This window comes from Nocardia sp. NPDC060259 (genome assembly GCF_042728775.1).
Lineage (GTDB): Bacteria > Actinomycetota > Actinomycetes > Mycobacteriales > Mycobacteriaceae > Nocardia.
In genome coordinates this window covers 104195-128779 of sequence record NZ_JBHXAY010000004.1, presented here as the reverse complement: position 1 = coordinate 128779, position 24585 = coordinate 104195, and the positions used below count along the sequence as shown (strand labels likewise).

Below are 24585 nucleotides of genomic sequence, written 5' to 3'. Positions count from 1 at the left end.
GACCGGTGTCGAGTGGTTACCCGGCGATTTCCGGCACGGCGGACAATGCCCCGGGCGGTGTCGCTGGATCAGATCGCCGCGGCGGCGGAGAGCTGATCCAGCGCGCGGGTCAGGCCTGCGGCGGGTCGACGAAGATGTCGTACTCGAGCTCGCCCGAGCCGCCGTAGCCGGACAGATCGGTGATGCCCTCGGCCGCGAGGACATCGACATCGAGGAAGGTGTTGCCGGTCGTCGTGCGGGCGTCGCGGCCCAGGATGGCGACGGCGGCGTCGGCCACGATCTCCGGGGTGCGGGCCTTGGCGATGGCGTCGTCGCCGCCGAGCAGGTTCTGCACCGCGGCGGTCGCGATCAGCGTCTGCGGCCACAGGCAGTTCGCGGCGACGCCGTGCTCGGCGTACTCGGCGGCCCAGCCGAGCGTGAGCAGCGACATCCCGTACTTGGCCACCATGTAGGCGGGGTGTCCGCCGAGCCAGTGCGGGGCGAGGTTCAGCGGCGGCGACAGGCTCAAGATGTGCGCGTTCTCGCTCTGCCGCAAGTGCGGCAGGCACGCGCTGGAGAGCAGGTAGGTGCCGCGGATCTGGATCTGCTGCATCAGGTCGAAGCGCTTGATCGGCAGTTCCTCGGTCGAGGCCAGGGCGATCGCCGAAGCGTTGTTGACGCAGTAGTCGATGCCGCCGAATCGCTCCACCGTCTGGGCGACGGCGTTCGCCACCGAGGCCTCGTCGCGGACATCGCCCACCACGGCCAGCGCCTGACCGCCCGCTTCCTCGATTTCGGCGGCCGCGGTGTGGATGGTGCCGGGCAGGCGGGGATCGGGCACGTCGGTCTTGGCCAGCAGCGCGATATTGGCGCCCTGGCGCGCGGCGGCCACAGCGATGGCCAGGCCGATGCCGCGGCTGCCGCCGGACATGATCATCGTGCGCCCGGCCAGCGGGAAGGTGGCGGTCATGGGTGAGCTCCTTGTCGTCGACGACGCCGGCGAGGCGACTGATGCTCGGTAACGTTACAGATAGCAAACGGTCGTGGCAATAGTGAAATATGTAGACTCGACCCGTGCAACCCCCTGTGACCGGCTCCGATACCGATGTCCGTCCGGTGTCGGCCCGCTCCGCGCTGGTCCGCATCCTCATCGCGGCCGATTCGCCGACGATGACCTCGCGGGAGATCTGCGCCGCCACCACCGCCATCGGCTACCCGGAGGCGACCGTCCGCGTCGCCGTCTCCCGGATGGTCGCCGCCGGTGACCTGCTGCGCGAGAACCGCGCCTACACCCTCACCCCGGCACTGCGCGCGCGGCGCACCGAACTCGCCGCGCCCCCGACTCGCCCGTGGACCGGCGACTGGGAACAGGTCGTCGTCACCGCCACCGGCCGCCCCGCCGCCGACCGCGCCGCCCTGCGCGCGACACTGCTGTCGCTGCGCCTGGCCGAACTCCGCGAGGGCGTCTGGATGCGCCCGGCCAACCTCGACCGCGCCTGGCCCGCCGACCTCGACGACACCACCTTCCGCCTGCACACCCGTCCCGTCGACGATCCCGCGCTGCTGGCCGCCCGCCTCTGGTCGCTGCCCGGCTGGTCCGCCCGCGGCCACGCGCTGCTCTCCGCCATCGAAACCCCCGACCCGACAGTCAGATTCGCCGCCGTCTGCGCGGGTCTGGATCACCTGACGACCGATCCCGTCCTGCCCGGCGAACTCCAGCCCGACGATTGGCCGGTCGCCCGGCTGCGCGCCGTCACCGCCGACTATCTCGAATGGTTCGCCGCATTGGGCGCGGAATCCGTTGCGCCCTAGCGTCGCGGCGGTGTCGTGCGGGGTGACATCGACGGCGAATTCCGCGGAAAGCCCAGGCGCCAGCATGTTGTCCGCAGTAGTCCGGGTGTGGTTACGGGGCAGATGAGGTTGTCGCGTCTACCATGGACTCTGCCGTGCGACGTGGCGGCGCCGCATGGTGCAGGGGAAGGGCCCGCCCCGAGAGTTTCGGGGCGGGCCGCACTGTTCGGACCGGCGGGTCCACGCCATTTCGGTTGCGGCGCACCAAGACTCGACTGACGGTTCGATTCCGTCGCAGTCATCGGCGGATGCCGAGCAACCCGAGGGCGAAGTCGGCGTACTCGGTGGCGATCTGTTCGGGGGTGGCCGGACCGTCCAGCCGGAACCACTGCGGCAGGGCGGTGCACATTGTCGCGATCGCGCGTCCGGCGGCTCTCGCGTGGGCTGTGCTGAGGTTCTCCTCGGTGAGCGCGGTATCGATGTCTTCGTCGAGGAGATACTGGATCTCGTTGCGGGACGCGGTGATCCGTCGTCGATTGTCAGGGTTCAGGCTGCGCATCTCGCTGGCGCCGATGAAGGCGAGTTCGCGGCGGTGGGTGTGGAACAGGGCGAGTGCTTCGACGATCCGGATCACCCGGTCGCGGCCGGCGCCGGCCTCGTCCCGGGCCGCGCCGACCCGCCGGTGCAGCTCGTCCATGGTCAGGTCGAGTGCCCGGACGAGCAGTTCCTGTTTGTCGCGGTAGTGGTGGTAGACACCCGGCACGCTCATGCCTGCCCGCTGCGCGATCGACCGCATCGTGGCGCCGTGGTACCCGGTTTCGACGAAGGAGTCGATGGCGGCGGCGAGGACGGGATCGATATCCAGCGGCGGGAACTCGCGCCAGGCGAGGTCGGTCTCGTGCACCGGATCGGCCGCGGCGCGCTGTCGGGGTATCGGCGTTCGGGTCGGCCGCTCGCCGATCAGCCACTGCGTCGTGGTGCCGAGTTCGGCTGCCAGTAGATGGAGCCGCGGCACAGAGACACCCGTCTTGCCGGTCTCGATGGCGCTGAGGGTGGCCGGGCTGACATCGATGCGGCGCGCGGTCTCCCGCAACGACAGGCCCGTCGCGGTCCTGGCCTGTCGCAGGCGTGCGCCGAGGGTGGTCGATTCCCCCTCAGGAGCGTTCATATTGTTCAGGATAGCTGAACAGTACACGATGAGAAACCTCGGCAATTGACAGCATGTATCGAACATGTCAGTGTCGTGGGTGTTCAATGCCGAGCGAACGTTCGGCAAGTCGAGTCGAGGAGTTGGCCCGTGGCGATCGACCTGTCCCATCCGCCCGAGGTGCAGCGCCTGGCCGAGCGCACCCGCGCCTTCATCCGCGACCGGGTCATCCCGCTCGACGACGCCAACGACGGCGACATCACCGCCGCCGGTGGCGACGCGTTGCGCGCCGACCTGCAGCGGGAAGCGCGCGAGGCCGGGGTGTTCGCACCCCACGCGCCGGTCGAATACGGCGGGCACGGCCTGGGGATGTCGGACCGCGCCCCGATCTTCGAGGAAGCGGGCTACTCCCTGTTCGGCCCGACGGCACTGAACATCGCGGCGCCGGACGAGGGCAATGTGCACATGCTCGCCCACATCGCCGACCCCGAGCAGAAGGAGCGGTTCCTCGCGCCACTCGCGCGCGGTGACGTCCGCTCGGCCTTCGCGATGACCGAACCGGCACCCGGCGCCGGCTCGGACCCCTCCGCGCTGACCACCCGCGCGGTGCGCGCCGAGGGCGGCTGGCGGATCAACGGCCACAAGTGGTTCATCACCGGCGCCGACGGCGCGGGCTTGTTCATCATCATGGCCCGCACCTCCGGCGAGCCCGGCGACCGCGGCGGTGCGACCATGTTCCTCGCCCCCGCCGACACCCCGGGCATCCGGGTGGGCAGGCATATCGACACCCTGGACCGGTCGATGCTCGGCGGTCACTGCGAGGTGTTCTTCGAGGACCTGCTCGTCCCGGATTCGGCGGTGCTCGGCGCGGTCGACCGTGGCTTCGAATACGCCCAGGTGCGCCTGGGCCCCGCCCGCATGACGCATGTGATGCGCTGGCTCGGCGCGGCCCGCCGCGGCCACGATGTGGCGGTGTCGCGGGTGGCGGAACGGCGCGGATTCGGTTCGCGGCTCGGCGATCTCGGCATGATCCAGCAGATGATCGCCGACAACGAGATCGACATCGCCGCCACCCGCGCGCTGCTGACTCGCGCCTGCTGGGAACTCGATCGCGGCGAGCCGGCGGCGAACGCCACCTCGATCGCGAAAACCTATGCCGCCGAGGCGATATTCCGGATCATCGACCGCAGCATGCAGATGTGCGGTGGCCTCGGCGTCTCCGCCGACCTGCCGCTGGCGCGGCTGTCCCGCGAGGTCCGTCCGTTCCGGATCTACGACGGTCCGTCCGAGGTGCACCGCTGGGCCATCGCCAAGCGCGCGGTGAGCGCGGCCAAGCGCGCGCAGAAGGATGCCGAATGAGTCTGCCCGGCATGGATGTCGCCGCACTGGAGCAGTTCCTGCGCGAGCGCGGCGTACCGGTGCGCGGTGCGCTGCGGGTGGAACTGATCAGCGGCGGCCGCTCGAATCTGACCTTCACGGCGGCCGACGACGACTCGACCTGGGTGGTGCGGCGTCCGCCCGTTGCCGGACTCACGCCGTCCGCGCACGACATGGCCCGCGAATTCACCGTCACCGAAGCACTCCAGGGCTCGGCGGTTCCGGTCGCGAGGACCATCGCATTCGATGCGCAGGGCACCGCGCTCGGCGCCCCGATGACCGTCGTCGAATACGTCGACGGCCTGGTGATCCGCGATCAGGACGACCTCGCCACCCTGACCGACGACCAGGTCGGGGCGAGCGCGGCCGAGCTGGTGCGGGTGCTCGCCCGCCTGCACGAGGTCGATCCGCAGGCGGTGGGGCTCGAGAAATTCGGGCGGCCCACCGGTTTCGTCGAACGCCAGGTGAATCTGTGGGCTTCCCAATGGGATCGGGTGAAGACTCGCGAACTCGCCGATGTCGCCGCGCTGCACTCCGCGCTGACGGAGGCACTGCCGACCGAATCGGCGGCCTCGATCGTGCACGGCGACTTCCGTATCGACAACACGATCCTGGACGCGACCGATCCAAGCCGGGTGCGCGCCGTCGTCGACTGGGAGATGTCGACCCTCGGTGATCCCCTCACCGATGTCGCCCTGATGTGCGTGTACCGCTCACCGGTCTTCGACCTGGTCCTCGGCTCGTCTGCCGCGTGGACCAGCGACCGGATGCCCACCGCCGACACCCTCGCCCAGTCCTACGCGACGGCCTCCGGCCGAGACCTCGGCGACTGGGGCTTCTATCTCGCGCTCGCCAACTTCAAACTCGGTGTGATCGGCGAGGGCATCACCCACCGGGCGTTGCAGGGTTCCGACTCCGGAGCAGCGGCCGAACGCGCCGCCGAGGCCACCCCGGAATTCATGGCCGCGGGCCTGCGCGCACTGAAAGGAACCCGGAAATGACCAAGTCCGCCCTGATCAGCGGCGCCTCGCGGGGAATCGGCCTCGGCATCGCGAATAGGCTCGCCCAGCAGGGCTACTCGCTGACCATCACCGCGCGCGACGCCGACCGTCTCGACGTGGTCGCCGCCGAGCTGCGTGCGCACGGCGCCGCCGACGTGGTCACCGTCGCCGCCGACATGTCCGACGAGGAGGGCGTCGCGCGGGTACTCACCGCGCACACCGACCGGTTCGCGACGATGTCGGCCTTGATCCTGAACGCCGGTGTCGGCACCGCGGGGCCACTGGCCGAGTCGTCGATGCGGCGCTTCGACAAGACCATCGCGGTCAACGTGCGCGCACCGATCCAGCTCATCCAGGGCGCCCTGCCGATGCTGCGCGCCGGAGCAGCCGCCGATCCCCGCCACGGCGCGAAAGTCATTGCGCTGTCCTCGATCACCGGCGTCTACGCCGAGGCCGGACTGGCCGTGTACGGAGCCGCCAAAGCCGCGCTCATCTCGCTGCTCACCACCCTCAACGCCGAAGAATCCGGCAACGGCGTCACCGCCACCTCGATCGCACCCGCCTACGTCGACACCGACATGAGCGCCTGGATCCACGACCGGATTCCCCCCGAGCGGATGCTCGCGGTCAACGACATCGTCGAGATGGTCGACTCTCTGCTGCGCCTGTCCGCCCAGGCCGTGGTCCCCACGATCGTCATGTCCCGCGCGGGCACCGACGGCTACCGGGCGTAGCGGGTTCAGGCGATGCGGCGAGGTGGTTCGCTGCGGTAACGGGCGTGGCCGCCGTCGATCTTCAGCACCTTCCACAGCCGCTTGGTCACCGGGTTCATCAGGCCAAGCTCGTCGGCCAGTGCGCGCATGTCGCCGAAGAATCCGCTGAGGATCTTGCGGGAGGCGGGGCTGCGCCAGAACGCGTCGGCGAACACCTCGTCGGGGATGTCAAACTTCTTCGCGAACGACGTCGACGGCTTGACGAGCTCGTCGGCGAGCCAGCGCATGGCGATCGGAAAGGCGACGGCGCAGACCGCGGTGCTCACCGGGTTCATCCGGGCGAGGTGGGCGCGCAGGAACTCGTTGGCGAAGGAGATGTGGCGCGCCTCCTCGGCGATGTGGATCTCCATGATCCGCAGCAGCGTCGGCTGGGTCGCGTTCCCCGACCTGATCAGGGCTTTCTGGTAATGGTCGATCGGTTCCTCGCCGCCGAGGATGCCGATGAACAGGATGGCCCAGAAGTAGCCGCCCGCGACGCCGATGAACGGTGAGGCGATCTTGAACAGCGGCCGCATGCCCGGCACGTCGTCGCCGATGCGGTTGACCAGCTCCTGGAACATCTGGATGTGGTTGCACTCCTCGGTCATCTCGTGGAGGCAGTAGCGGAACTCGGGGGAGCCGTTGGGCAGCGCCATGGCGTACTGCATCATCCCGCGGATGAGGATGGACTCGAAGGCCAGCCCGACCTTGGCGGCATTGGCCTGCCGCCAGCGGCCGATCTCGATCCGGCGCTCGAGCGGCAGTTCCTGATACCACCGGGTGGCGCCCAGCGGGTCGAGCTCGGCCGAGAGCACCCACCGTGGATCATCGCGGTCGATCGCGAATTCGGGTGCGTCCCAGTCGATATCGAGGTACGGATCGAACCTGCGGTGGACCGACCCTTCCGACAGGGTCAGCAGGGTGTCGGCGTAGTCCGGGTTCGTGGCTGCGGTCTTCGAGAACGTCATTGTTTCTCTCCATCGTCACAAGGATCGCCGTCGAGCTGGCGGGCCCTGATTTGAATGTAACGCACTGTCTCACCTATTTCCAGGGGTGTGCGCGGACCGATCGGGCCCGGGATCAGTCGGCGCGGGGAATCCGGCCGTCGACGTCGGTGAATCCGTAGGCCTCGGCCAGATCGGCGACCTTGCACGCGGTGCCCGCGCGCGCCGCGCGATCCGGATCGGCGGCCAGGGCAACCACGGCGCGGCCGGGGAAGCGGGGCGTCTCGGCGGCGTTCAGATCGAAGGTGCCCTCGCCCGGCAGGGTGACCTGGCGGCGACCCTGTTCGTCGGCCGGAACCAGTTGCAGCAGTTCGGTATCCACGATGCCGGGCCAGATCGAGATCGCCGTCGCGCCGGTGCCGTCGAGGTCGTGGGCGAGATCGGCGGTGAGCCGGTCCAGGGCGGTCTTGCCGACGCCGTACACGGCGTTGTGCATGTATCGTCTGGCACCGGGCGAAGACACATTGACGATCAAGCCTGCCGACTCGATCAGCAGCGGAGCGGCGAAAACGCTGGCCACGTAGTGCGACCGCACGCCGATGTCGAAGGTCTCGTCCCACGCCTTCGGCGGCACGTCCCAGAACTTGCGCCCGAGCCAGCGGGCGGCGGCGGGGGAGTTGTAGACGTTGTTCACCAGCACGTCGAGCCGCCCCTGCTCGTCGCGGACCTGGGCGAAGAGTTTCTCGACCGCCGCGTCGTCGGCGTGATCGCACACGACGGCGACCCCGTGTCCGCCCAGCGCGGTGATCTCCGCCGCGGTGGCGTGCACGGTGCCGGGCAGCTTGCCCGGCGTGGTGGTGCGGCCGGTCACGTACACGGTGGCCCCCGCCGCGCCCAATTCCTGGGCGATGCCTTTGCCGATACCGCGGCTGGCCCCGGTCACCACCGCGACCTTGCCGGCGAGAATCTTGGGTGTTCCGCTCATGACCTCCAGACACTACCGTCAAAATAAGAACACGTTCTAGAAATGGAGACGGTAGTGGAGCTGACGCATCGATTCCTGGACACCGGCGGCATCCGGATGCACGTCACCGAGCGGGGTCGGGGGTATCCGGTCGTCTTCTGCCACGGATTCCCGCACACCTCGTTCGTGTGGCACCGCCAGCTCGCGGCCGCCGCCGCCGCCGGATTCCGCGGCATCGCCCCCGATCTGCGCGGGTACGGCCGCACCGATGCCCCCGCCGATGTCGCCGCCTATACGAACGAGGCCGTGATCGGTGACCTGCTGGCGCTGCTCGACGACATCGGCGCCGAGAGGGCCGTGTTCGTCGGTCTCGATTTCGGCGCCCAGCTCGTGTGGGAGCTGTCGCTGCGTGCGCCCGAACGCGTGGATGCCGTTGCGGTGCTCAACAATCCGTTCTCCCCGCGACCACCACGAGCCCCGTCCGAATTCTGGACCAAGGCGGCGCAACGGCACTTCCTGCACCTGGCCTATTTCCAGGAGCCGGGCGTGGCCGATGCCGAACTAGCGGCACGCCCCCGCGAATTCCTCGCCCGCGTGTACTACTCGCTCTCCGGCGACTACCACTACCTCGACACCTGGAAGAACCCGCCCGGACTCGGCTACCTCGACGTCCTGCCGCAGGCACCCGAGCTGCCGTGGTCGTGGCTCTCCGAAGCCGAATTCGACACACTGGCAACAGAGTTCGAACGCACCGGCTTCACGGGAGGCCTGAACTGGTATCGCAATCTGGACCGCAACTGGGCACTCACCGAAGCCTTCGCGGGCGCGCAGGTCCCGGTGCCCACCTACTTCCTCTACGGCGAGAACGACCCCGACATGGAGGGTTTCAGCGGCCGTGACCCGCTCGCCGTCCTGCGTGCGAACGTCCCGGATCTGCGTGCGGTGGTGAAGGTCCCGGACGCGGGCCACCTCGTGCAACTGGAGGAGACCGACGCCGTCGACGAGTTCCTGACCACCGCACTGCGCGACCTCGGGGTGGGAGTTCGGGTCGCGCCCTGAGGTCTCAGCGCACGCGGTCGTAGGTGAGGGTGATCTCGCCGAGTTCGCCCACTTCGTGGTGAGCGATCGTCCACCGGGAATCCGGCAGGCCGTCGTCGAACAGGCGCTGCCCGCCGTCGGCGATCTCGGGGCAGATGAGCAGATACAGGCGGTCGATCAGGTCCGCCGCGAGCAGGTCTTTGATGACGGTCGGGCTGCTGTTGACGAGGATCTCGCCGGTGCCGGTCGCCTTCAGCTCCGTGACAACCTCGGCGGCGGGCGCGTTCACCATGCGGGTGTGTTCCCATGGTGCGTCGGTGACGGTGGTCGACAGGACGACTTTGTCGGTGTCTGCCAACCACTTCGCGTAGGCGCGGTCGCGCGGATCGGCGGTGTCGTCCGCGGCGACCGTCGGCCAGTAGGCGAGGAATCCCTCGGCGTTACGGCGGCCGAGGACCGCCGTCGTCGCGTTCTCCCAGAGCCGGGTGAGGTGGTCGCGCGCGACATCGGTGGTCGCGTAGCGCACGATCGCCGCGGCATCGGTGGGGCCGCCGGGTCCGTTGTAGCGTCCGTCGAGGGTGAGGCCGATATTGGCGGCCACGATACGTTCGGTCATGACTGTGCTTCCTTACTTTCCGGTGGTGCCGAGCGTGTCTGCGAGGTTGTCGAGCACCTGCCCCCATCCCGTGCCGATCCCGGCGATATACGGGACGGCCTCGACGGAGGTTTCGGTGATGGTGAGCCCGAGCCGAAGTCGGGTACCGCCCTGGATCGGGTCGAGGACCAGCTCGTAGTGGCCGGTGAACGACACCGCTCCGGCCGCATCGAGGACCGAGAGGTCGAAGACGAGGTGCTCGGGTTCGGTTGCGGAGCAAACCTTTCCGGCCGAGTGGTACCGGCGGCCTTCGGGATCGCGGTAGTCGAGGACAGCGCGTCCGCCGGGTGTCGGTTCGAGCGCGCACTCGGTGATCGTCATCGACGGTGGGGCCAGCCATGATCCGAGCAGATCGGCGTCGACCCAGTGTCGCCAGACGACTTCGCGCGGCGCGTCCAGCACGCGATCGAAGGTGAAGGCGCGGCCGTCGGCCCACCGATCATGGTCGGCGACAGCGGATTCCGCCTCGATGGCCGCGCGATAGCGCTCGACCACGTCGCGTTCGTCCGCGTTCGCTTCGATCGACTCGACGAGCTGGCGCAGGCGCTGCTCGAGGCCGGTGAGCGGCCCGGACTCGATGGCGTAGACGCGGCGCTGACCCAGCGGGAACACCGTGACCAGGCCCGCACGGGCCAGCGTCTGGAGGTGCTTGGTGGTCTGCGGTTGCCGCAACCCGGTCAGCTCGGCTAGCTCGCCGACGGAGCGCGGTCGTTCGGCGAGGAGTTCGACGATGCGCCATCGCGCGCCGTCTCCGAGTGCTGCGGCGATCTCGTCCATGCCGAAAGTATTCCTTGAAGGGAATATTCCTGTCAAGGAATACTTTCGCGAAAGTCTAGTGGTCGCCGATGATCTCCGCCGGTAGGAACATCGTTCCCAGCTGGGCCGCGATCGCGCTGGTGTGCTCGACGATGCGTTCGGCATCCACGTCGAGTCCGCCGGTGCGCCAGGCGGACAGCAGTTCGATGAAGCCGCCGATCCCGGCGAGTGTGCTCATGCGGATGGCGGTCTCGTCGACACCGGGACGCAGATAGGGCCACGCGGCCGCGATCAGCAGATCGGTGGCATCGGTGAGCATGGTCTTGCGCCGCTGCTCGAGTACCGCGCTGCCCGCGTGGTCGGCGAGCAGGATCCTGGCGCGGCCGCGGGGGTCGGACTGTAGTTCGACGGCGCGGGCGATGGCCGCGCGCAGGATTTCCAGGGGTGTGCGCTCGGTGTTCTGGGCGACGATGCTCGCCAGGTCGACGAACACCTCGGTGCATACCTCGTCCCAGGCCGCGGCGAGCAGCTCGTCGCGGTCGGCGAAGTGTTCGTAGAAGTACCGGTCGTTGAGCGAGGTCCGCTGGCAGACGCCGCGCATGGTCACCGCGGCCCAGCCGTGCTCGATCCAGATGCCGAGGGCGGCGTCGACCAGGCTGGTCCGCCGCTGCGCCCTGCGCTGGTCGGCGGTCAGCCCGCCCCAGGTCCGTGCCGGTGCGCGCACATCCATGGTTGACAAAGTACTCCTCTGCGAGCCTAATTGGTGTCAGGTGCGGCCAATGGTGGCAGTTGCCACCAGTTCGAGTCTCACCGGGTCGACCCGGGAGTTGCCATGCGAGTGTTTCCCTTCGGCGGACGCCGCCGGACCACCAGCGCCGATGCCGTGGTGACCGGCGCGGGCAGCGGAATCGGACGTGCCTTCGCCGTAGAACTGGGCAAGCGCGGCGGCCGCGTCGTCTGCTCGGACATCGATCTCGACCGCGCCACCGAGACCGCCGGACTCGTCGAGGCCGTGGGCGGGAAGGCGATCGGCATCGCCTGCGACGTCACCGCGATCGCCGAGGTCACCCGGCTGGCCGCCACCGCCAAGGATTGGTTCGGCGGAGCACCCACTGTCGTCGTCAACAATGCGGGTATCGGGGCGGGCGGACCGGTGGTCGGCGAGTTCGCCCTCGACGACTGGCAGCGCACGCTCGGCGTGAATCTGTGGGGCGTCATCCACGGCTGTCATGTCTTCGCGCCGATCCTGCGGGAGGCGGGTCGTGGGGCGATCGTGAACGTCGCCTCGGCGGCCGCGTTCGGCGCGGCGCCCCGCATGGCGGCCTACAACGTCAGCAAGGCGGGGGTGCTGGCACTGTCGGAGACCTTGTCGGCCGAGCTGGCGGGCACCGGCGTCGGCGTCACCGTGCTGTGCCCGACCGGCGTGAAAACCAACATCATGCAAGCGGATTCACCGATGGACGAGACCGCCGAACGGCTCGGCGGACTGCTCCTGCGCTGGACCGGACGCGCGCCCGCCGCGATCGCCCGCACCACCCTCGACGCCGTCGACCACGGCGAGCTGTATGTGGTGCCGCAGCTCGAGGCCAAGATGCTGTGGCAGGCCAAACGGTGGATGCCGGCGACCTATACCCGTTCGGCCGGCCTGCTGGAGCGGGTCGTGCGCTGATCCAGCACAGAAGAAGGAGATCGAACAATGACGTTCGCCTATCCCGACATGCTCGCCACCGTGCGCGCCAAGCAGTGGGCACTGGCCGACATCGACTGGGACGCACCGGGTGCCGACACCATCACCGACGAGCAGCGCCCCCGGCTCGCCACCTTCATGGCCGATCTGGTGTGGATCGAACACGTCGGCGCCCGCGGCTTCGCCGCCCTCGTGCACCAGGCGCCGCCCGGCCCGCTCCGCGAGATCTACCGGTATTTCCACGCCGAGGAACAGAAGCACGCCAATGCCGAACTGGCGCTGATGCGCCGCTGGGGCATGCTCGACGGCGACGCGATGCCGGTGCCCAACAAGAACATTCGCCTCGTCATCAGCTGGCTCGACCGCTACGCCGACCAGCTCACCCTCCCGGTGCTCGGCACTGTCATTCCCTCGCTCGAGACCGCGCTGGACGGCGCGCTGGTGAAATTCCTGCTCGACGAGGTCGACGATCCGGTGTGTCACGAGGTGTTCCGGCACATCAACAGCGACGAATCCCGGCATCTGGCCGTCGGTTTCCAGGTTCTCGAACAGCTCGGGGCCGGACCGCTGCGCCGCATCGCCATCGAGACAGCGGGTTTCGCGGTGCGCCCGTCGTTCGTGCTCGGCGCGCTGCTGTACGCGCCACTGCTGTCGCGGATGTCGACCAACATCATCGCCCTCGGGCTCGACGAGGAGAAGCTGTGGCAGGCGGTGCGCCGCTACGAGAATGTCGGGGAACGCAGCCCGGCGATCCGGCGGATGCCGCTGTACCACGTGGTGAAAATGCACGGCAAGGCCACGATTCACCGCCGCCAGCCGTTCCAGTTGCTTGCCGATGTGTCCAACGCCTGTATCGACCGGTTCCCGGTCCGGATGCTGGGGCGCAGGCCGTCCTGGTCCGACGAACTCACCTACGAACCGGTGGCGAAATGACTCCTCGATTCGCCGGGACCTTCGCCGGTCGCCAGACGCACAGCACCGAATTCGTGCCGCGCCACGAATTCACCGGCCGCCGTGTCGCGATCATCGGCAGCGGGGCGGCGGCAGCACGACTGCTGCCCGGGATCGCGGCCGAGGCCGCGCGGGTGACGGTGTTCCAGACCGACGCGGTATGGATTCTGCCGCGCGCACCGCTCCCTGGCGCGGCGGTCCTTCGCCATATGCCGGAACGCTTGGTGCGGCTCGTCGCCCGCGTCAATCTTCGTGTCCAAGTCCATGATTCGTGGATGCGGCACCGTCTCACACCCGACGACACCGCGGGCGTCGCCGTGCACAACAGCTACTACCGCACGCTGCGGCAACCACACTGCACCCTGGTGACCTGGCCGATCGCGCGACTGGTGCCGCTTGGCGTGCGTACGGTCGACGGTATCGAGCATCGGGTCGACGCCATCGTCTACGCGGAGGACGCCGAGCATGTCGTCCGCACCGTCGCTCGTCCCGGTCGCGCTCGGATGAAGGAGATCGCATGACCACCACCGGAATCGACCACGAGATCATCATCGTCGGCGCCGGATTCTCCGGGATCGGCGCGGCGATCGCGTTGCGCAACGCCGGATTCGACGACTTCCTGATCGTCGACGAAGCCGACGGTGTCGGTGGAACCTGGCATTGGAACACCTATCCCGGTGTCGCCGTGGATATTCCGTCGTTCAGCTACCAGTTCTCCTTCGAGCAGCGCACCGACTGGTCCCGGGTGTACGCGCCGGGCAGTGAACTCAAGGCCTACGCCGAATCGTGCGTCGACAAATACGAGCTGCGACCGCGAATTCGGTTCGGCACCACCATTCTCGGTGCCGACTTCGACTCCGATGCCCGGCGCTGGGTCCTGCACACCGACGACGGCGGCGAACTGACCGCGCGTTTCGTGATCAGCGCGACCGGTGTGCTGACCCGGCCCAAACTGCCCGACATTCCCGGCATCGAGAGTTTCGCCGGTGTCACCATGCATACCTCACGCTGGGATCACCGGCAGGATCTGCGCGGCAAGCGGGTCGCGGTCATCGGCACCGGCGCTTCCGCGGTGCAGGTGATTCCCGAGATCGCCCCGGAGGTCGCGCACCTGACGGTGTTCCAGCGCACGCCGATCTGGTGTCTGCCCCGCCCCGACATGCCATTGCCGCTGCCCGCCCGCCTGGCCTTGAAAGTCCCCGGTGGGCGCACCCTGACCCGGCTGGTGAGCCAGACCTACGTCGAATTCACCTTCCCCCTCGCCGCCCACTACCACCGCTCGCTGCCGACCGCCGCGATCGGGGAACGCGCGGGCCTGGCGCACCTGCGCCGCCAGGTGAAGGACCCGGCCATCCGTGCCGCGCTCACCCCGAAATACGCGCTCGGCTGTAAGCGTCCCAGCTTCTCCAACGATTACCTGTCGACCTTCAACCGCCCCGATGTCACCCTCGAAACCACGGCGATCGACGAGATCACCCCCACCGGCGTGCGCACGGCGGCAGGCGTCGAGCACACCGCCGACGTCCTCATCCTCGCCACCGGCTTCAAGGTCATGGAATCGGGCAACATGCCGACCTACGACCTGCACGGCGTCGGCGGCCGCGACCTGGAAACCTGGTGGGACGAGAACCGTTTGCAGGCTTACGAGGGCGTGAGTGTCCCGGGGTTCCCCAACTTCTTCTCCATCATCGGCCCCTACGGCTACAACGGCGCGTCCTACTTCACCCTGATCGAGAACCAGACCCGCCACATCCTGCGCTGTCTGCACCACGCCCGCAGCACCGACGCCGACCGCATCGAGATCAGCGAAGCCGCCAACGACCGCTACTTCCGCGAAATGCTCGCCCGCCGCGGCGGCCAGGTGTTCTGGCAGGACAGCTGCGCCACCGCCAACAGCTACTATTTCGACAAACACGGCGACGTCCCCCTCCGCCCCGCCTCCACCCTCGAAGCGGCCTGGCGCAGCGCCCATTTCGCCCTCACCGACTATGTTTTCACCTGACCTGCCGTCGACAGAGAAGGGATCCCATGCCGATCCGCGGTGTGCTGTTCGATGTCGACGACACCCTGTTCGACTACTCGGCCTCGGAAGCGGCGGGTCTGCTCGCGCACCTGCGTGAAGACGACCTGCTCGACCGGTTTCCCGATCCCGCCGCTGCCGTTGCCCTCTGGCGCGAGATCACCGAGACCGAGTACTCCCGCTTCGCCGAAGGGGAACTGACTTTCCCCGAACAGCAGCGCGCCAGGGCCCGCGGATTCCTGTCCCATCTGCGGCGAACGGCACCGTCGGCTATCCCCGAGCCGGAGGCCGCGGCGTGGTTCACCGGGTACGACGCGCACCGCCGCGCCGCCTGGTCGGCGTTCCCCGACGCCGAACCGGTGCTGCGGCACCTGACTCCCGGCTACCGGCTCGGCATCGTCTCGAACGCTTCGGTCCCGCAGCAGCGCCGCAAGCTCGACGCGGTCGGCCTGCTCGACTACTTCGGTGACCTGGTGGTGTGCAGCGAAGAGCACGGCGCGGCGAAACCGGCACCCAGCATCTTCCTCGCCGGCTGCGCACTCCTGGAACTCGAACCGCACGAGGTCGCGTTCGTCGGCGACAAATACCTCATCGACGCGCTCGGCGCGCACGATGCGGGCCTGCGCGCGTGCTGGCTCGACCGCGCGAACATCCGCAACCAGACGGCTGTCCGCCAAGGCATCCACGTCATCGATTCACTCGAACTGCTCCCGTCCGTCCTGACGGGATAGCCGCCTCAGCTGCGGAAGTCCGCGAAGTCGAAGCCCGGTGCGACAACACAACTCACCAGGACCTCGTCGTCACCGCTGGGCCGCGCGGCCTGCCAGTGGCCCGCGGGAACCACGTACTGCACCCGGTGACCGGTTTCGATCAGCGGGCCGAGGGTCACCTGCTCCACGGTGTCCGGTGCGTCGCCGTCCCCACCCAGACTGAGCTCGAGCGGCCCGCCGCGATGCCACAACCACACCTCGTCGGAACGCACCGCGTGCCAGATCGACTGCTCGCCGGGCGGGAGGAGGAAGAGGATTCCCGTGGCCGCTGCCCGCACGCCCGGATAGCCGTCGGGGGTGAAATCGTGGGCGGTACGCCAGGTTTCGCGGTACCAGCCGCCTTCGGGATGCGGCAGCAGGTCGAGCGTGGCGGCGGTCGACGGCCGGTGCAGCAGTTGCGTATGCCGGCCGGCGGGCCCACGCCGGGCCCAGCGAACATCCGCGACGGCATCGACCGGGACGTCCTCGGCGTTCGGTGAAATCCCGGTCGTGGTGAGTACCAGTACCTGCGGGGCACCGGGCAGAGCGTCGGCGGCGAGCAGTGCCGTCTCGTCGTCGTCGACGAGAACCGCGGTGTCGTCGATCCGTAGCCGGTCACGGGTCGACTGCCACCGCTCGAGTGTTGTCACGATCATCGGCGCGCTCCTTCTGCTTCTCGGTCGAGTGCCGCCTCCATGGTGCTCTCCTCGGTCGCTCGAAGCACGGTGGCGTCCGATCTGTCGAGCGCGCGCGACGGCAACCACCAGTTGGCTGGGCCCATCAGCTGGACCAGGGCGGGGACCAGCAGCATACGGACCAGGGTCGCGTCCAGGACCAGGGCGATGATCATGCCGAGGCCGAGGAAGCGCATCGGGGTGAGCGGGGACAGGGCGAAGGCGCCGGTGACGAGGATGAGCAGGACGGCGGCGGCGGTGATGACGCGTGCGGTCTTGACGGTGCCGACGCGGACGGCGGTGGCGGTGTCGGCGCCCGCGCGGTGGGCCTCGGCCATGCGGGAGAGCAGGAACACCTCGTAGTCGGTGGACAGGCCGAACACGACCGCGATGATCAGGACCAGCATGCCCGCGGGGATCGGACCCGCGGTGATGCCGAGCGGATCGGCGAGGTGGCCGTGGTAGAAGATCGTGGTCAGCACGCCGAAGGTGGCGGCCAGACTGAGGAACGCCATCGCGACGGCCTTGAGCGGCAACATGATCGAGCGGAAAGCCACGGTCAGCAGCACCAGGGTGGCCAGCACCATCATCGCGATCATCAGCGGCATCCGCGCGACCATCGAGTCGACGGTGTCGGCGGTCGCCGCGGTGTCGCCGCCCACGGCGAGGGAGGTGCCCGCCGGTGGTTCGAGCGCCCGGATGGCGCCGACGGTGGCGGTGGCGTCCTCGCTGCGGTCCGCGGCGGTGAGGAAGACGTGCGCGACGACGAAGTCATCGGCGCGGCCCACCCGCAGCACATCACGGACCCCGGTGATCGCGTCGACGTCGTCGAGTACCGCGGTGACCGCACCCGGCTGCGGCGGGGTGCCGCCGACCCCGCGGATCACCACGGTCGCGCCACTGGCCGCGGCGGGAAACTTCGCGGTGAGTTCCTCGACGGTGCGCCGCATCTCGCTGTCGGGCGGCAAGGCGCGATGGTCGATGTCGCCGAGCTTGATCCCGGTGAGCGGCGCGGCCAGGACGAGCAGGATCGCGCCGACGACGAGTGTCACGGCGCCGGGCCGCCGCAGCACGCCGTCGACCACCCTGGTCCAGAAACGTTCGGTGCGGGTCGTCGGCTTGGCGCGACCGATGCGGGCGCCGAACAGTGCCAGCAGGGCGGGCAGGACCGTCAGCGAGAGACCGGCGGCCAGCGCGACCGCGGCCACGGAACCGATTCCCAGCGAACGCAACACCGCCTGCGGAAACACGAACGTCCCCGCGAACGCACACATCAGCAGCAGCGCGGACAAGGCGACGGTACGCCCGGCGGTGGCGTAGGTGCGGGCGATGGCGGCGGGAACGTCGCGGCTCTCGGCGTACTCTTCGCGAAACCTGTTGACCAGGAACAAGCCGTAGTCGATGGCCATGCCGAGGCCGAGCAGCGACGCGATATTGACGGCGAAGGTGGTGACCTCGGTGGTCTCGGTGAGCAACCGGATGACGCCCAGTGAACCGGCGACCGCGAGCACACCGACCAGCACGGGCAGCGCGCCCGCCAGCACACCGCCGAAGACCAGCACCAGGATCAGCAGCGTCAACGGCAGCGAAATCGACTCCGCCACGACGAGATCACGCTGCGACCGCTCGACGATCTCGGAGTTGAGCGCGCTGTACCCCGACAGCCGGGTCTCGATGCCCGGCACACGCAATGCCTCGGCGATCGATGGATACGCGGCAATGCGCGCGGTGTCGTCACCGGCGGTGAACACCACGGCCACGGCCTGCCGCCGGTCATCCGAGACCAGGAAGTTCTTCACGGGCGGGACGGCGGTCCAATAGCTCTGGACCGGCCGGGCCAGCAGCGCCGGATCGATCCGCTCCAGCGCCGCACCGACCCGCGGGCCGATCTCGTCGACGGTCCGGCCCTCCGGCACGGTGTACAGCGCGACCACATCGGGACTCTGTGGTCCGAGATGCTCGGTGACCAGCCGGTCCACCAGCGCCGACTCACTGCCCTGATCGGTGAACCCGCCCGCGCTGAGCCGCTGGGTGACGTCGGCGCCGAACGCCGCGCACAACCCGATGAACACGACGACAGCGGCCAGCACCGTGCGCGGGCGAGCGATGACGAGACGAGCCAGCGTGGTCACCGCGACCGGTCCACCGAATCCTGCGCGGCGAATTCGGATTCGAGCATCGCCACGATCCGGTCCAGCAGTGCGTCCAGTCGCGCCTCCACCCCGTCGCCGTTGCGCGCCGACACCGTCAGGTCGGTCCGGCCGTCGAATTCGGTGAGCCCGAACAACAGCGGCATCGCGACGCTGTGCTGGGGAAGCACGTACAACCCGGTGGGCTGGAAGCCGGGCACGGCGAGCTCGTCGGCGGTGAACCGGCCCATGTGCGACACGGTGGCCGACGCCAGGTTTCGGCCGAATCGCGCGCCGAGCCAGTTCGTCGTATGCAGGACACCACGATTGACGACATCGGGCACGAGCGTGATCCGCGTATTGGCCAGCTGGTTCAGCTCGCGCCGCTCGTGCAGGCCGGTCTTGATCTGATCCTTGATCTGCGTCCAGTCCCGGCCGGGTTCGATGTCGAGGAACAGCGGCAGGGCGAGATTGGCGGTCGAGCGCAGCTCCGGATCGTGTCTGCGCAGATCGACCGGCATCATGATGCGCGAAGTCCCCGGTGTCTCGGCCGCGAGCAGCGCGCAGACCCGGGCCAGCGCAGCTGGGCCCGCCGCGTCGATGCTCCTGTGCCGCAACAGATGCCGGGCCACACCCCGCCGCTGCCTGCCCCGGCCGACCGCGCTGCGATAGCGCGGCACCATCGCCGCCGGCTTGCCAGGGACTCCGATCCGCGGCACGAGTTCCTGATCGGCGATCGGGTCCGGCTGGGGGATCGGCTCCTCGCCGCGCAGCGCGCGCAGCACATTCCGCACCCACAGCACCATGCCCATGCCGTCCATCACACCGTGGAAGACCCGGAACACCAGCGTCACCGGAGCGCCGGTCAGCAGCAACACCTCGACAGTGGTGTCCGGCGTCGGCCCGATCGGGCTGGTGAGCACGGGATCCGTCTCGAGCGCGGGCGCGCGCAGCACGTGCCCGCGCACCACCCGCACCGCGGGGGTGGTGCCACTGTCGACCCATTCCGCGCCGCGGCGGACCAGGCGTGCGCCGGGGGTCACCGCCGCGGCGGCGGCCACCGCCCGGCCGAGCCGGGCGGGGTCGATCTCGCCCGCACCGGGGATGACCAGCTGCATCAGGAACGGCGGCGCGAGATCGCGCATGGGGAAGTACATGCGTTCCGTCGTCGAGATCGGGCGGCGGAAGGTGGTGCTGCCGTTCATGATTGCCTCCGGTATCGTGCGGTGACTAGCGCAGGTGCCTGGTGAGCGTCTCCACGCCGCCGACGGCGTCGAGCCAGGTGAGGAACTCGGTCAGCCCGGTGTCGCGGTCCGTGACCGGCGCATAGCCGAGATCGCGGCGGGCAGCGCCGGTGTCGTAGGTGGCGCTGCGCGTCATCAGGGCGACGGCGTAGCGCGACAGCGGCGGCGACCAGCGCTGCGCCACGGCCGGTATCCGCCAGACGGTCTCGATGGCCGCGACCACGGCGCCGAGAACCCGGGGGTTCGGGCGGCGCGACGGCGGCGAATAGCCCAGCCGGGTCGCCACCTCGCCGAGAAAGCCCCACACATCGGTCTTCTCGGCGTCGGCGATGAAATAGGGCTTGCCGCCCGCGGTTTCCGCGGTGACGGCGAGCAGGCACGCGTGCACGATGTTGTCGACGTGGCACAGCGAGGCCTCGACCGCGCGGCCGTACGACAGGTCGGGCAGCGAACCCGCCGCGGTCCGGCCGAGCAGCCGCACGATCGGACCCGAACGGTCGCCCGCGCCCCAGATCGCCCGTGGTCGCAGCGCGACCGTGGTGAACCTGTCGGTGTTCGCGGCGAGCACGGCACGTTCGGCGGCGGCCTTGGTCTCGGAGTAGAAGTTCAGATAGCGGCGCGGATACGGCAGCGATTCGTCGACGTCGAGCTGATCGCCGCCGTCGCGGTCCATCAGCGCACTGGGACTGGACACGAAGACGAACCGGGTGGCGCCGCTAGCGCGGGCCGCGGCGAGCAGCAGCTCGGTGGCCGCCACGTTCTCCGCCCAGAACCGAGCCCTGGTACCGCGCTCGTCGACCCGCGCCGCACTGTGGATCACGACATCCATGCCCTCGACGGCGCGCACCAGCGACGCCGGGTCGGCCAGATCGCCGTGCACGACCGTGACACGCTCCAGGGCCGAGCCGAGATCGTCGAGAACGCTGGTGGGCCGCACCAGGATCGACACATCGTGCGCGCCGTCGGCGACGAGTGCGCGCACGAGCGCACCGCCGAGGAATCCGGACGCACCGGTGACCAATACCTTCATCGTCGCGACTCCAGTCGTTTCGCCGCCCAGCGGGCGAGTTCTTCGCGGCCGATCTTGGCGTTGTGCCGGATATCGACGGGGAACCGGGGATGAACGAGGAACTCGCTGATCGGCTCCACGGTCTCGAATTCCACGGCGCGCGTGCGCAATCGGGTCTGCACCGCAGTCGGATCGGCGCCCGGTTCGAGCTCGACACACAGCACCGGCCGTTGCGCACCGCGCGTGCCGACACCGACGAGCGCGGTCCGTGCCACCCCGGGCACCACGTTGAACACCTGCTCGACCTGCACGGTGAACATCGGCCCGTGCGCGGTCTCGAGTCGCTGACTCTTGCGCCCGCAGAACCAGATCCGGCCCTGCTCGTCGATCCAGCCGAGGTCGCCGGTGCGGTGCCAGGTCCGCTCGCCGTCGGCGATCTTGCCCGCCGCGTTCGCCGCCGCGGGCCAGTAGTAGCGGGTACTGACATTCGGGCCCGTCACGACGATCTCACCCACCGCGCGCGGACCGGCGGGACGATCCGCGTCGTCCCAGGTCGCGACCGGGCCGTCGGTGATCGCGAGCAACCGCACCTCGACGCGATCGGCCGGACGGCCGATACACGTCCCGTCACCCTGATGCGCCCGCTCGACCAGACCATCCAGGAGTTCCCTGGATTCGATCGTCGACATCGGCAGGGCCTCGGTCGATCCGTATCCCGCGTAGATCTGGGCGTCGGGGCTCAGCACCTCGCGCAGGCCCGCCACGCACCAGTCCGGCACCGGCGCTCCGCCGGAGAAGACACTGGCCAGCGTGCTCAGCTCGGCAGGCTGCGCGCGCAGATGCGCGAGCAACGGAATGAGCAGGGCGGGGGAGGCGAACAGGGTGCGGACGCCGAACCGGTCGATCGCGTCCACCACATGCGCCGGATCGGTCGAGCCGACCTTGCTGGGAATCAACGGCGGGAGCACACACCGCGATCCGAGCAGCAGGTCGAGCACGCCGACCAGCGGCAGGGTGATCAGGGACGTCTCCGGCGGGGTGTTCCCCCTGGCGGCGTGTACCTGCTCTACCATGGCGGCCAGATTGCCGTGCGTGAGCTCCACCGCCTTGGCCGGACCGGTACTGCCGGTGGTGAATCCGATGATCAGCACGTCCTCGGGCGCGGCGGGCGAGCGCTCCGGCAGCGTGCCCGACGGCCTCCGGCCCCACGCGCGCAGGGTCGGACCACGCCAGAACCAGCGCCGTCCGACCGTGAGCGTGGTGCGCACGCCGCGGAAACTCCGCGCGAACAGCACCCGCAGGGCATGTGCCTGCGGGATCCCGATGAACGCCTCCGCTTCGACCGCGCGCAGACAGTGCACCATCCGGCGCACACCCATCCCCGGGTCGATCACCACCGGTACCGCGCCGATCTTCAACAGCGCGAACAGGATCGCGTACAGCTCCGCACTGGGCAGCACGAGCACGATGGTCCGTGTCCCGCTGCCCACCCCCGATCGGAGGAGCTGCTGGGCGATCGCGTCCGACCACTGGTCGAGTTCACCGTAGGTGATCCGGCGGTAGTCGGGCAGACCGGCGGGTGTCTGCCCGTCGGGGTAGATCACCGCCGCCCGGTCCGGTTCCGCGGCGGCGAAGCGCCGGAAATCGTCGATGGTCTGCCAGTAGGTCGCCGTCGTCACGCGGCGGTCTCCGCGGGGAGGCGGTAGAGCGCGGCGGCCGCGGTCGGACCGGCGCCCGCCGCGACGAACAGCACGTGGGTGTAGCCGGTCAGCGAGTGCTCGGCGATCGCGCGGTCGTAGGCCAGGGGCAGCGAGGCGGTGTGCGGGTCGCCGTCGGTCAGGTCGGGTGTGCGCACCGCGTCCTGGTCGATGCCGAGGGCGTCGGCCAGTCGCTTCGGGAAATGCGGTGTGGGAGTCGAGGCGATCAATGCCAGACTCGCGCGGCCGGTCCCGGCCTCCTCGATCGCGGCGCGCGCTGCCTTGCTCGCCACGTCCAGGATCCGGTCTTCGAAATCGGCGTCGCGCTCGACGGTCATCAGGCCGCGCCCGGCCGTGCCCATGGTCGCGGTGTCGACGTAGGCCTTCTCGGCGGGACTGCCCGTCGACCTCGCCGAGTGGACCGGCCCGAAGCCTTCCGGACCGTCGACCTGGTCGAGCAGCAGCGCGGCACCCGCGGTGGCATAGGGGAATGCGGCATCGGCCGTGCCGCGGGTGAGCGACGGGTGGGTGTCGCCCGCGACGATCAGCACGTGCCCGGTGCTCCCGGTCGCCAGCACCGATCCGGCGACCCGGACGGCATCGAGCACGCCGACCGCGCCGTTCATCAGGTCGAAGGAGAACGTCCGCGCGTCGTCGCGGGTGTAGTCGAGCCCGATGCCCGCCGCCTTCTGGATCAGCGCGGAGACAGCCGGTTCCACTGTGTTCGAGTCACGGAAGATCCCGGTATTGATCAGCACGCCCACCTGGTCGGGCCGGATACCGGCCCGCTCCAGGCACTGCCGCGCCGCGCGGCCGCTGTGCTCGACGATGCTGTGGGTGTCGGCAGCCCTGTCGGCGCCGGTGGCTTGGATACGCACGCCCATGACGAACCTCAGACCTTCAGCGAAGAGATGGTGGTGGACAGGAAGCCGGCGACCACGCCCGAAGCGGCGGGCACCATGAGCAATTTCGACCCTGCCTCGATGCTCTGCTCGGACAGCTGGTCGTGCAGCACGATGAAATGCGAAGTGGTCGAGGTATTTCCGTACTTCTCGATCACATTCAGATCCGGCGGCATCGGTGCGCCGAACTCGCGCGCGGCGACGCCGTTCATGAACGGCACGGCCGCGGCCCCGAACTGGTGATGAATGATGTAGTCGAAGTTCTCGTCGGCGAAGCTGCTGCCCCGCTCCTCGAGGAACGTGCCCTGCGCGTCCGGCCACAGCAGGAACCTGGCCTCGTTGTGCATCTTGCGGTTGTCGGTGTAGAGCGCGACGCCCGCCGACTTGTCGCTGGGCATGCCAAGGCACAGATGCGAATGCTCTGCCGCGGTGAACAATTCGACGTAGTGGATCATGTCGGCCTCGTCGACGGCCTGGTCGAGCACGACCGCGCAGCCGGAGTCGCCCACCGACAGCGACGCGAACTGCAGGTCGTACTTCTCGGAGATCTCGTCGACCGCGGTGTCGGCGATCGGGGTGATCGACTCACCGCTGACGACCATGCCGTTGCGCACCACGCCGGCACGGATCATCCGGTCGAGAATGTAGGTGCCGGTGAGCATTCCGGCGCACGCGTTCGACACGTCGAAGGTGATCGCCGCGTCGGCACCGAGCGCCTGTGCGATCGTCGAGGCGAAGGAGGGCTCCATGTACATCCGGGTGCCCTGGTTGCTGCGGGTGATCGAACAGGAGATGATCACATCCAAGTCGCCTGCGCCGTACCGGGACCGGGACAGGCAATCCTGCGCGGCCCGCATCGCCAGCGCGAACGAATCCTCGATGCTGTCCGGCCGCGTGTCACGTACGCGGCGTTCCTTGATCCCGGTGATCTTCTCGAGGTCGAACGAGGGTGGCACTTTCAGACGGGAAATCAATTCCGCGGTCGAAACGATATTCGACGGAAGATATGCGCCGATCGATTCAAAACGTGAATGCAACACGTGAACTCCTGAACGTCTGTGAGTGCGCCTGGGATCAATTCCGACGGTCGGTGCGACGGAACATTACCGGAGAGTAAGC

Annotated in this window: 24 protein-coding genes; 10 read left to right on the top strand and 14 right to left on the bottom strand. The window is 69.0% G+C overall.

Annotated elements, in window-relative coordinates; genetic code table 11:
• Positions 1 to 109: 109 nt before the first annotated feature.
• The gene (locus ACFWF2_RS03455; protein WP_379304178.1) at positions 110 to 949 is read right to left on the bottom strand and encodes an SDR family oxidoreductase; all 840 of its coding nucleotides are present in this window, start codon (positions 947 to 949) and stop codon (positions 110 to 112) included.
• Between the two features lie 104 nt (positions 950 to 1053).
• Here ACFWF2_RS03455 and ACFWF2_RS03450 point away from each other — a divergent pair, with 104 nt between their 5' ends.
• Entirely contained in the window at positions 1054 to 1791 is a 738-nt protein-coding gene (locus ACFWF2_RS03450; RefSeq protein WP_379304176.1) for a PaaX domain-containing protein, C- domain protein, read from the top strand.
• A 277-nt stretch (positions 1792 to 2068) separates the two neighbouring features.
• On the opposite strand, the gene ACFWF2_RS03445 is transcribed toward ACFWF2_RS03450, so the two are convergent.
• Positions 2069 to 2938 carry a TetR family transcriptional regulator gene (locus ACFWF2_RS03445; protein WP_379304174.1) on the bottom strand — a complete coding sequence of 290 codons (870 nt, stop codon included), beginning with the start codon at positions 2936 to 2938 and terminating at the stop codon, positions 2069 to 2071.
• Positions 2939 to 3067: 129 nt separating this feature from the next.
• Between ACFWF2_RS03445 and ACFWF2_RS03440 the strand changes: the two genes are divergently transcribed.
• The 3 genes from ACFWF2_RS03440 to ACFWF2_RS03430 are packed head-to-tail and all read left to right on the top strand — an operon-like array spanning position 3068 to position 6029.
• Positions 3068 to 4276, top strand: a complete 1209-nt coding sequence (locus ACFWF2_RS03440; RefSeq protein WP_379304172.1) for an acyl-CoA dehydrogenase family protein — start codon at positions 3068 to 3070, stop codon at positions 4274 to 4276.
• On the top strand, positions 4273 to 5295 hold the full coding sequence (locus ACFWF2_RS03435) for a phosphotransferase family protein (RefSeq protein ID WP_379304170.1): 1023 nt from the start codon (positions 4273 to 4275) through the stop codon (positions 5293 to 5295). The genes ACFWF2_RS03440 and ACFWF2_RS03435 overlap by 4 nt, the downstream gene beginning before the upstream one ends.
• Positions 5292 to 6029, top strand: coding sequence for an SDR family NAD(P)-dependent oxidoreductase (locus tag ACFWF2_RS03430; RefSeq protein ID WP_379304168.1), 738 nt, complete (start codon positions 5292 to 5294; stop codon positions 6027 to 6029). The genes ACFWF2_RS03435 and ACFWF2_RS03430 overlap by 4 nt, the downstream gene beginning before the upstream one ends.
• A gap of 5 nt (positions 6030 to 6034) precedes the next feature.
• Here ACFWF2_RS03430 and ACFWF2_RS03425 read toward each other — a convergent pair whose 3' ends face one another.
• Positions 6035 to 7015 (bottom strand): diiron oxygenase, encoded by a 981-nt coding sequence (locus ACFWF2_RS03425; protein ID WP_379304166.1) that lies wholly within the window; start codon positions 7013 to 7015, stop codon positions 6035 to 6037.
• Positions 7016 to 7127: 112 nt separating this feature from the next.
• Positions 7128 to 7976: an SDR family NAD(P)-dependent oxidoreductase gene (locus tag ACFWF2_RS03420; RefSeq protein WP_379304164.1), complete on the bottom strand. Its 849-nt coding sequence runs from the start codon at positions 7974 to 7976 to the stop codon at positions 7128 to 7130.
• Positions 7977 to 8030: 54 nt separating this feature from the next.
• Between ACFWF2_RS03420 and ACFWF2_RS03415 the strand changes: the two genes are divergently transcribed.
• Positions 8031 to 9014, top strand: coding sequence for an alpha/beta fold hydrolase (locus tag ACFWF2_RS03415; protein ID WP_379304162.1), 984 nt, complete (start codon positions 8031 to 8033; stop codon positions 9012 to 9014).
• A 4-nt stretch (positions 9015 to 9018) separates the two neighbouring features.
• On the opposite strand, the gene ACFWF2_RS03410 is transcribed toward ACFWF2_RS03415, so the two are convergent.
• The 3 genes from ACFWF2_RS03410 to ACFWF2_RS03400 are packed head-to-tail and all read right to left on the bottom strand — an operon-like array spanning position 9019 to position 11128.
• A complete protein-coding gene (locus ACFWF2_RS03410) occupies positions 9019 to 9609 on the bottom strand; it encodes a dihydrofolate reductase family protein (protein ID WP_379304160.1) in 591 nt (196 codons plus the stop codon).
• Positions 9610 to 9621: 12 nt separating this feature from the next.
• Positions 9622 to 10425 (bottom strand): metalloregulator ArsR/SmtB family transcription factor, encoded by an 804-nt coding sequence (locus ACFWF2_RS03405; protein WP_379304158.1) that lies wholly within the window; start codon positions 10423 to 10425, stop codon positions 9622 to 9624.
• A gap of 55 nt (positions 10426 to 10480) precedes the next feature.
• Positions 10481 to 11128 carry a TetR/AcrR family transcriptional regulator gene (locus tag ACFWF2_RS03400; RefSeq protein ID WP_379304227.1) on the bottom strand — a complete coding sequence of 216 codons (648 nt, stop codon included), beginning with the start codon at positions 11126 to 11128 and terminating at the stop codon, positions 10481 to 10483.
• Between the two features lie 108 nt (positions 11129 to 11236).
• On the opposite strand from ACFWF2_RS03400, the gene ACFWF2_RS03395 reads away from it, so the two are divergent.
• Genes ACFWF2_RS03395 through ACFWF2_RS03375 form a run of 5 tightly spaced genes read left to right on the top strand, consistent with a single transcriptional unit; the run spans position 11237 to position 15793 of the window.
• Positions 11237 to 12073, top strand: a complete 837-nt coding sequence (locus ACFWF2_RS03395; RefSeq protein ID WP_379304156.1) for an SDR family NAD(P)-dependent oxidoreductase — start codon at positions 11237 to 11239, stop codon at positions 12071 to 12073.
• Between the two features lie 27 nt (positions 12074 to 12100).
• Positions 12101 to 13024 carry a ferritin-like domain-containing protein gene (locus ACFWF2_RS03390; RefSeq protein ID WP_379304154.1) on the top strand — a complete coding sequence of 308 codons (924 nt, stop codon included), beginning with the start codon at positions 12101 to 12103 and terminating at the stop codon, positions 13022 to 13024.
• Positions 13021 to 13563: an NAD(P)/FAD-dependent oxidoreductase gene (locus ACFWF2_RS03385; RefSeq protein ID WP_379304152.1), complete on the top strand. Its 543-nt coding sequence runs from the start codon at positions 13021 to 13023 to the stop codon at positions 13561 to 13563. Before ACFWF2_RS03390 ends, ACFWF2_RS03385 begins: the two co-directional genes overlap by 4 nt.
• The gene (locus tag ACFWF2_RS03380; RefSeq protein WP_379304150.1) at positions 13560 to 15044 is read left to right on the top strand and encodes a flavin-containing monooxygenase; all 1485 of its coding nucleotides are present in this window, start codon (positions 13560 to 13562) and stop codon (positions 15042 to 15044) included. Before ACFWF2_RS03385 ends, ACFWF2_RS03380 begins: the two co-directional genes overlap by 4 nt.
• A 26-nt stretch (positions 15045 to 15070) precedes the next feature.
• Positions 15071 to 15793 (top strand): HAD family hydrolase, encoded by a 723-nt coding sequence (locus ACFWF2_RS03375; protein ID WP_379304148.1) that lies wholly within the window; start codon positions 15071 to 15073, stop codon positions 15791 to 15793.
• A 5-nt stretch (positions 15794 to 15798) separates the two neighbouring features.
• Here ACFWF2_RS03375 and ACFWF2_RS03370 read toward each other — a convergent pair whose 3' ends face one another.
• The 7 genes from ACFWF2_RS03370 to ACFWF2_RS03340 form a co-directional block, all read right to left on the bottom strand.
• Positions 15799 to 16227, bottom strand: coding sequence for a cupin domain-containing protein (locus ACFWF2_RS03370; protein ID WP_379304225.1), 429 nt, complete (start codon positions 16225 to 16227; stop codon positions 15799 to 15801).
• A 236-nt stretch (positions 16228 to 16463) separates the two neighbouring features.
• Positions 16464 to 18617, bottom strand: coding sequence for an MMPL family transporter (locus tag ACFWF2_RS03365; RefSeq protein WP_379304146.1), 2154 nt, complete (start codon positions 18615 to 18617; stop codon positions 16464 to 16466).
• On the bottom strand, positions 18614 to 19819 hold the full coding sequence (locus ACFWF2_RS03360; RefSeq protein ID WP_379304144.1) for a peptide synthetase: 1206 nt from the start codon (positions 19817 to 19819) through the stop codon (positions 18614 to 18616). Before ACFWF2_RS03360 ends, ACFWF2_RS03365 begins: the two co-directional genes overlap by 4 nt.
• Before the next feature lie 25 nt (positions 19820 to 19844).
• Positions 19845 to 20888: an NAD-dependent epimerase/dehydratase family protein gene (locus tag ACFWF2_RS03355; protein WP_379304142.1), complete on the bottom strand. Its 1044-nt coding sequence runs from the start codon at positions 20886 to 20888 to the stop codon at positions 19845 to 19847.
• The gene (locus tag ACFWF2_RS03350) at positions 20885 to 22546 is read right to left on the bottom strand and encodes a fatty acid CoA ligase family protein (protein WP_379304140.1); all 1662 of its coding nucleotides are present in this window, start codon (positions 22544 to 22546) and stop codon (positions 20885 to 20887) included. The genes ACFWF2_RS03355 and ACFWF2_RS03350 overlap by 4 nt, the downstream gene beginning before the upstream one ends.
• On the bottom strand, positions 22543 to 23448 hold the full coding sequence (locus ACFWF2_RS03345) for a hypothetical protein (protein ID WP_379304138.1): 906 nt from the start codon (positions 23446 to 23448) through the stop codon (positions 22543 to 22545). Before ACFWF2_RS03345 ends, ACFWF2_RS03350 begins: the two co-directional genes overlap by 4 nt.
• Positions 23449 to 23456: 8 nt before the next feature.
• Positions 23457 to 24506 carry a 3-oxoacyl-ACP synthase III family protein gene (locus ACFWF2_RS03340; RefSeq protein WP_379304136.1) on the bottom strand — a complete coding sequence of 350 codons (1050 nt, stop codon included), beginning with the start codon at positions 24504 to 24506 and terminating at the stop codon, positions 23457 to 23459.
• Positions 24507 to 24585: the final 79 nt, after the last annotated feature.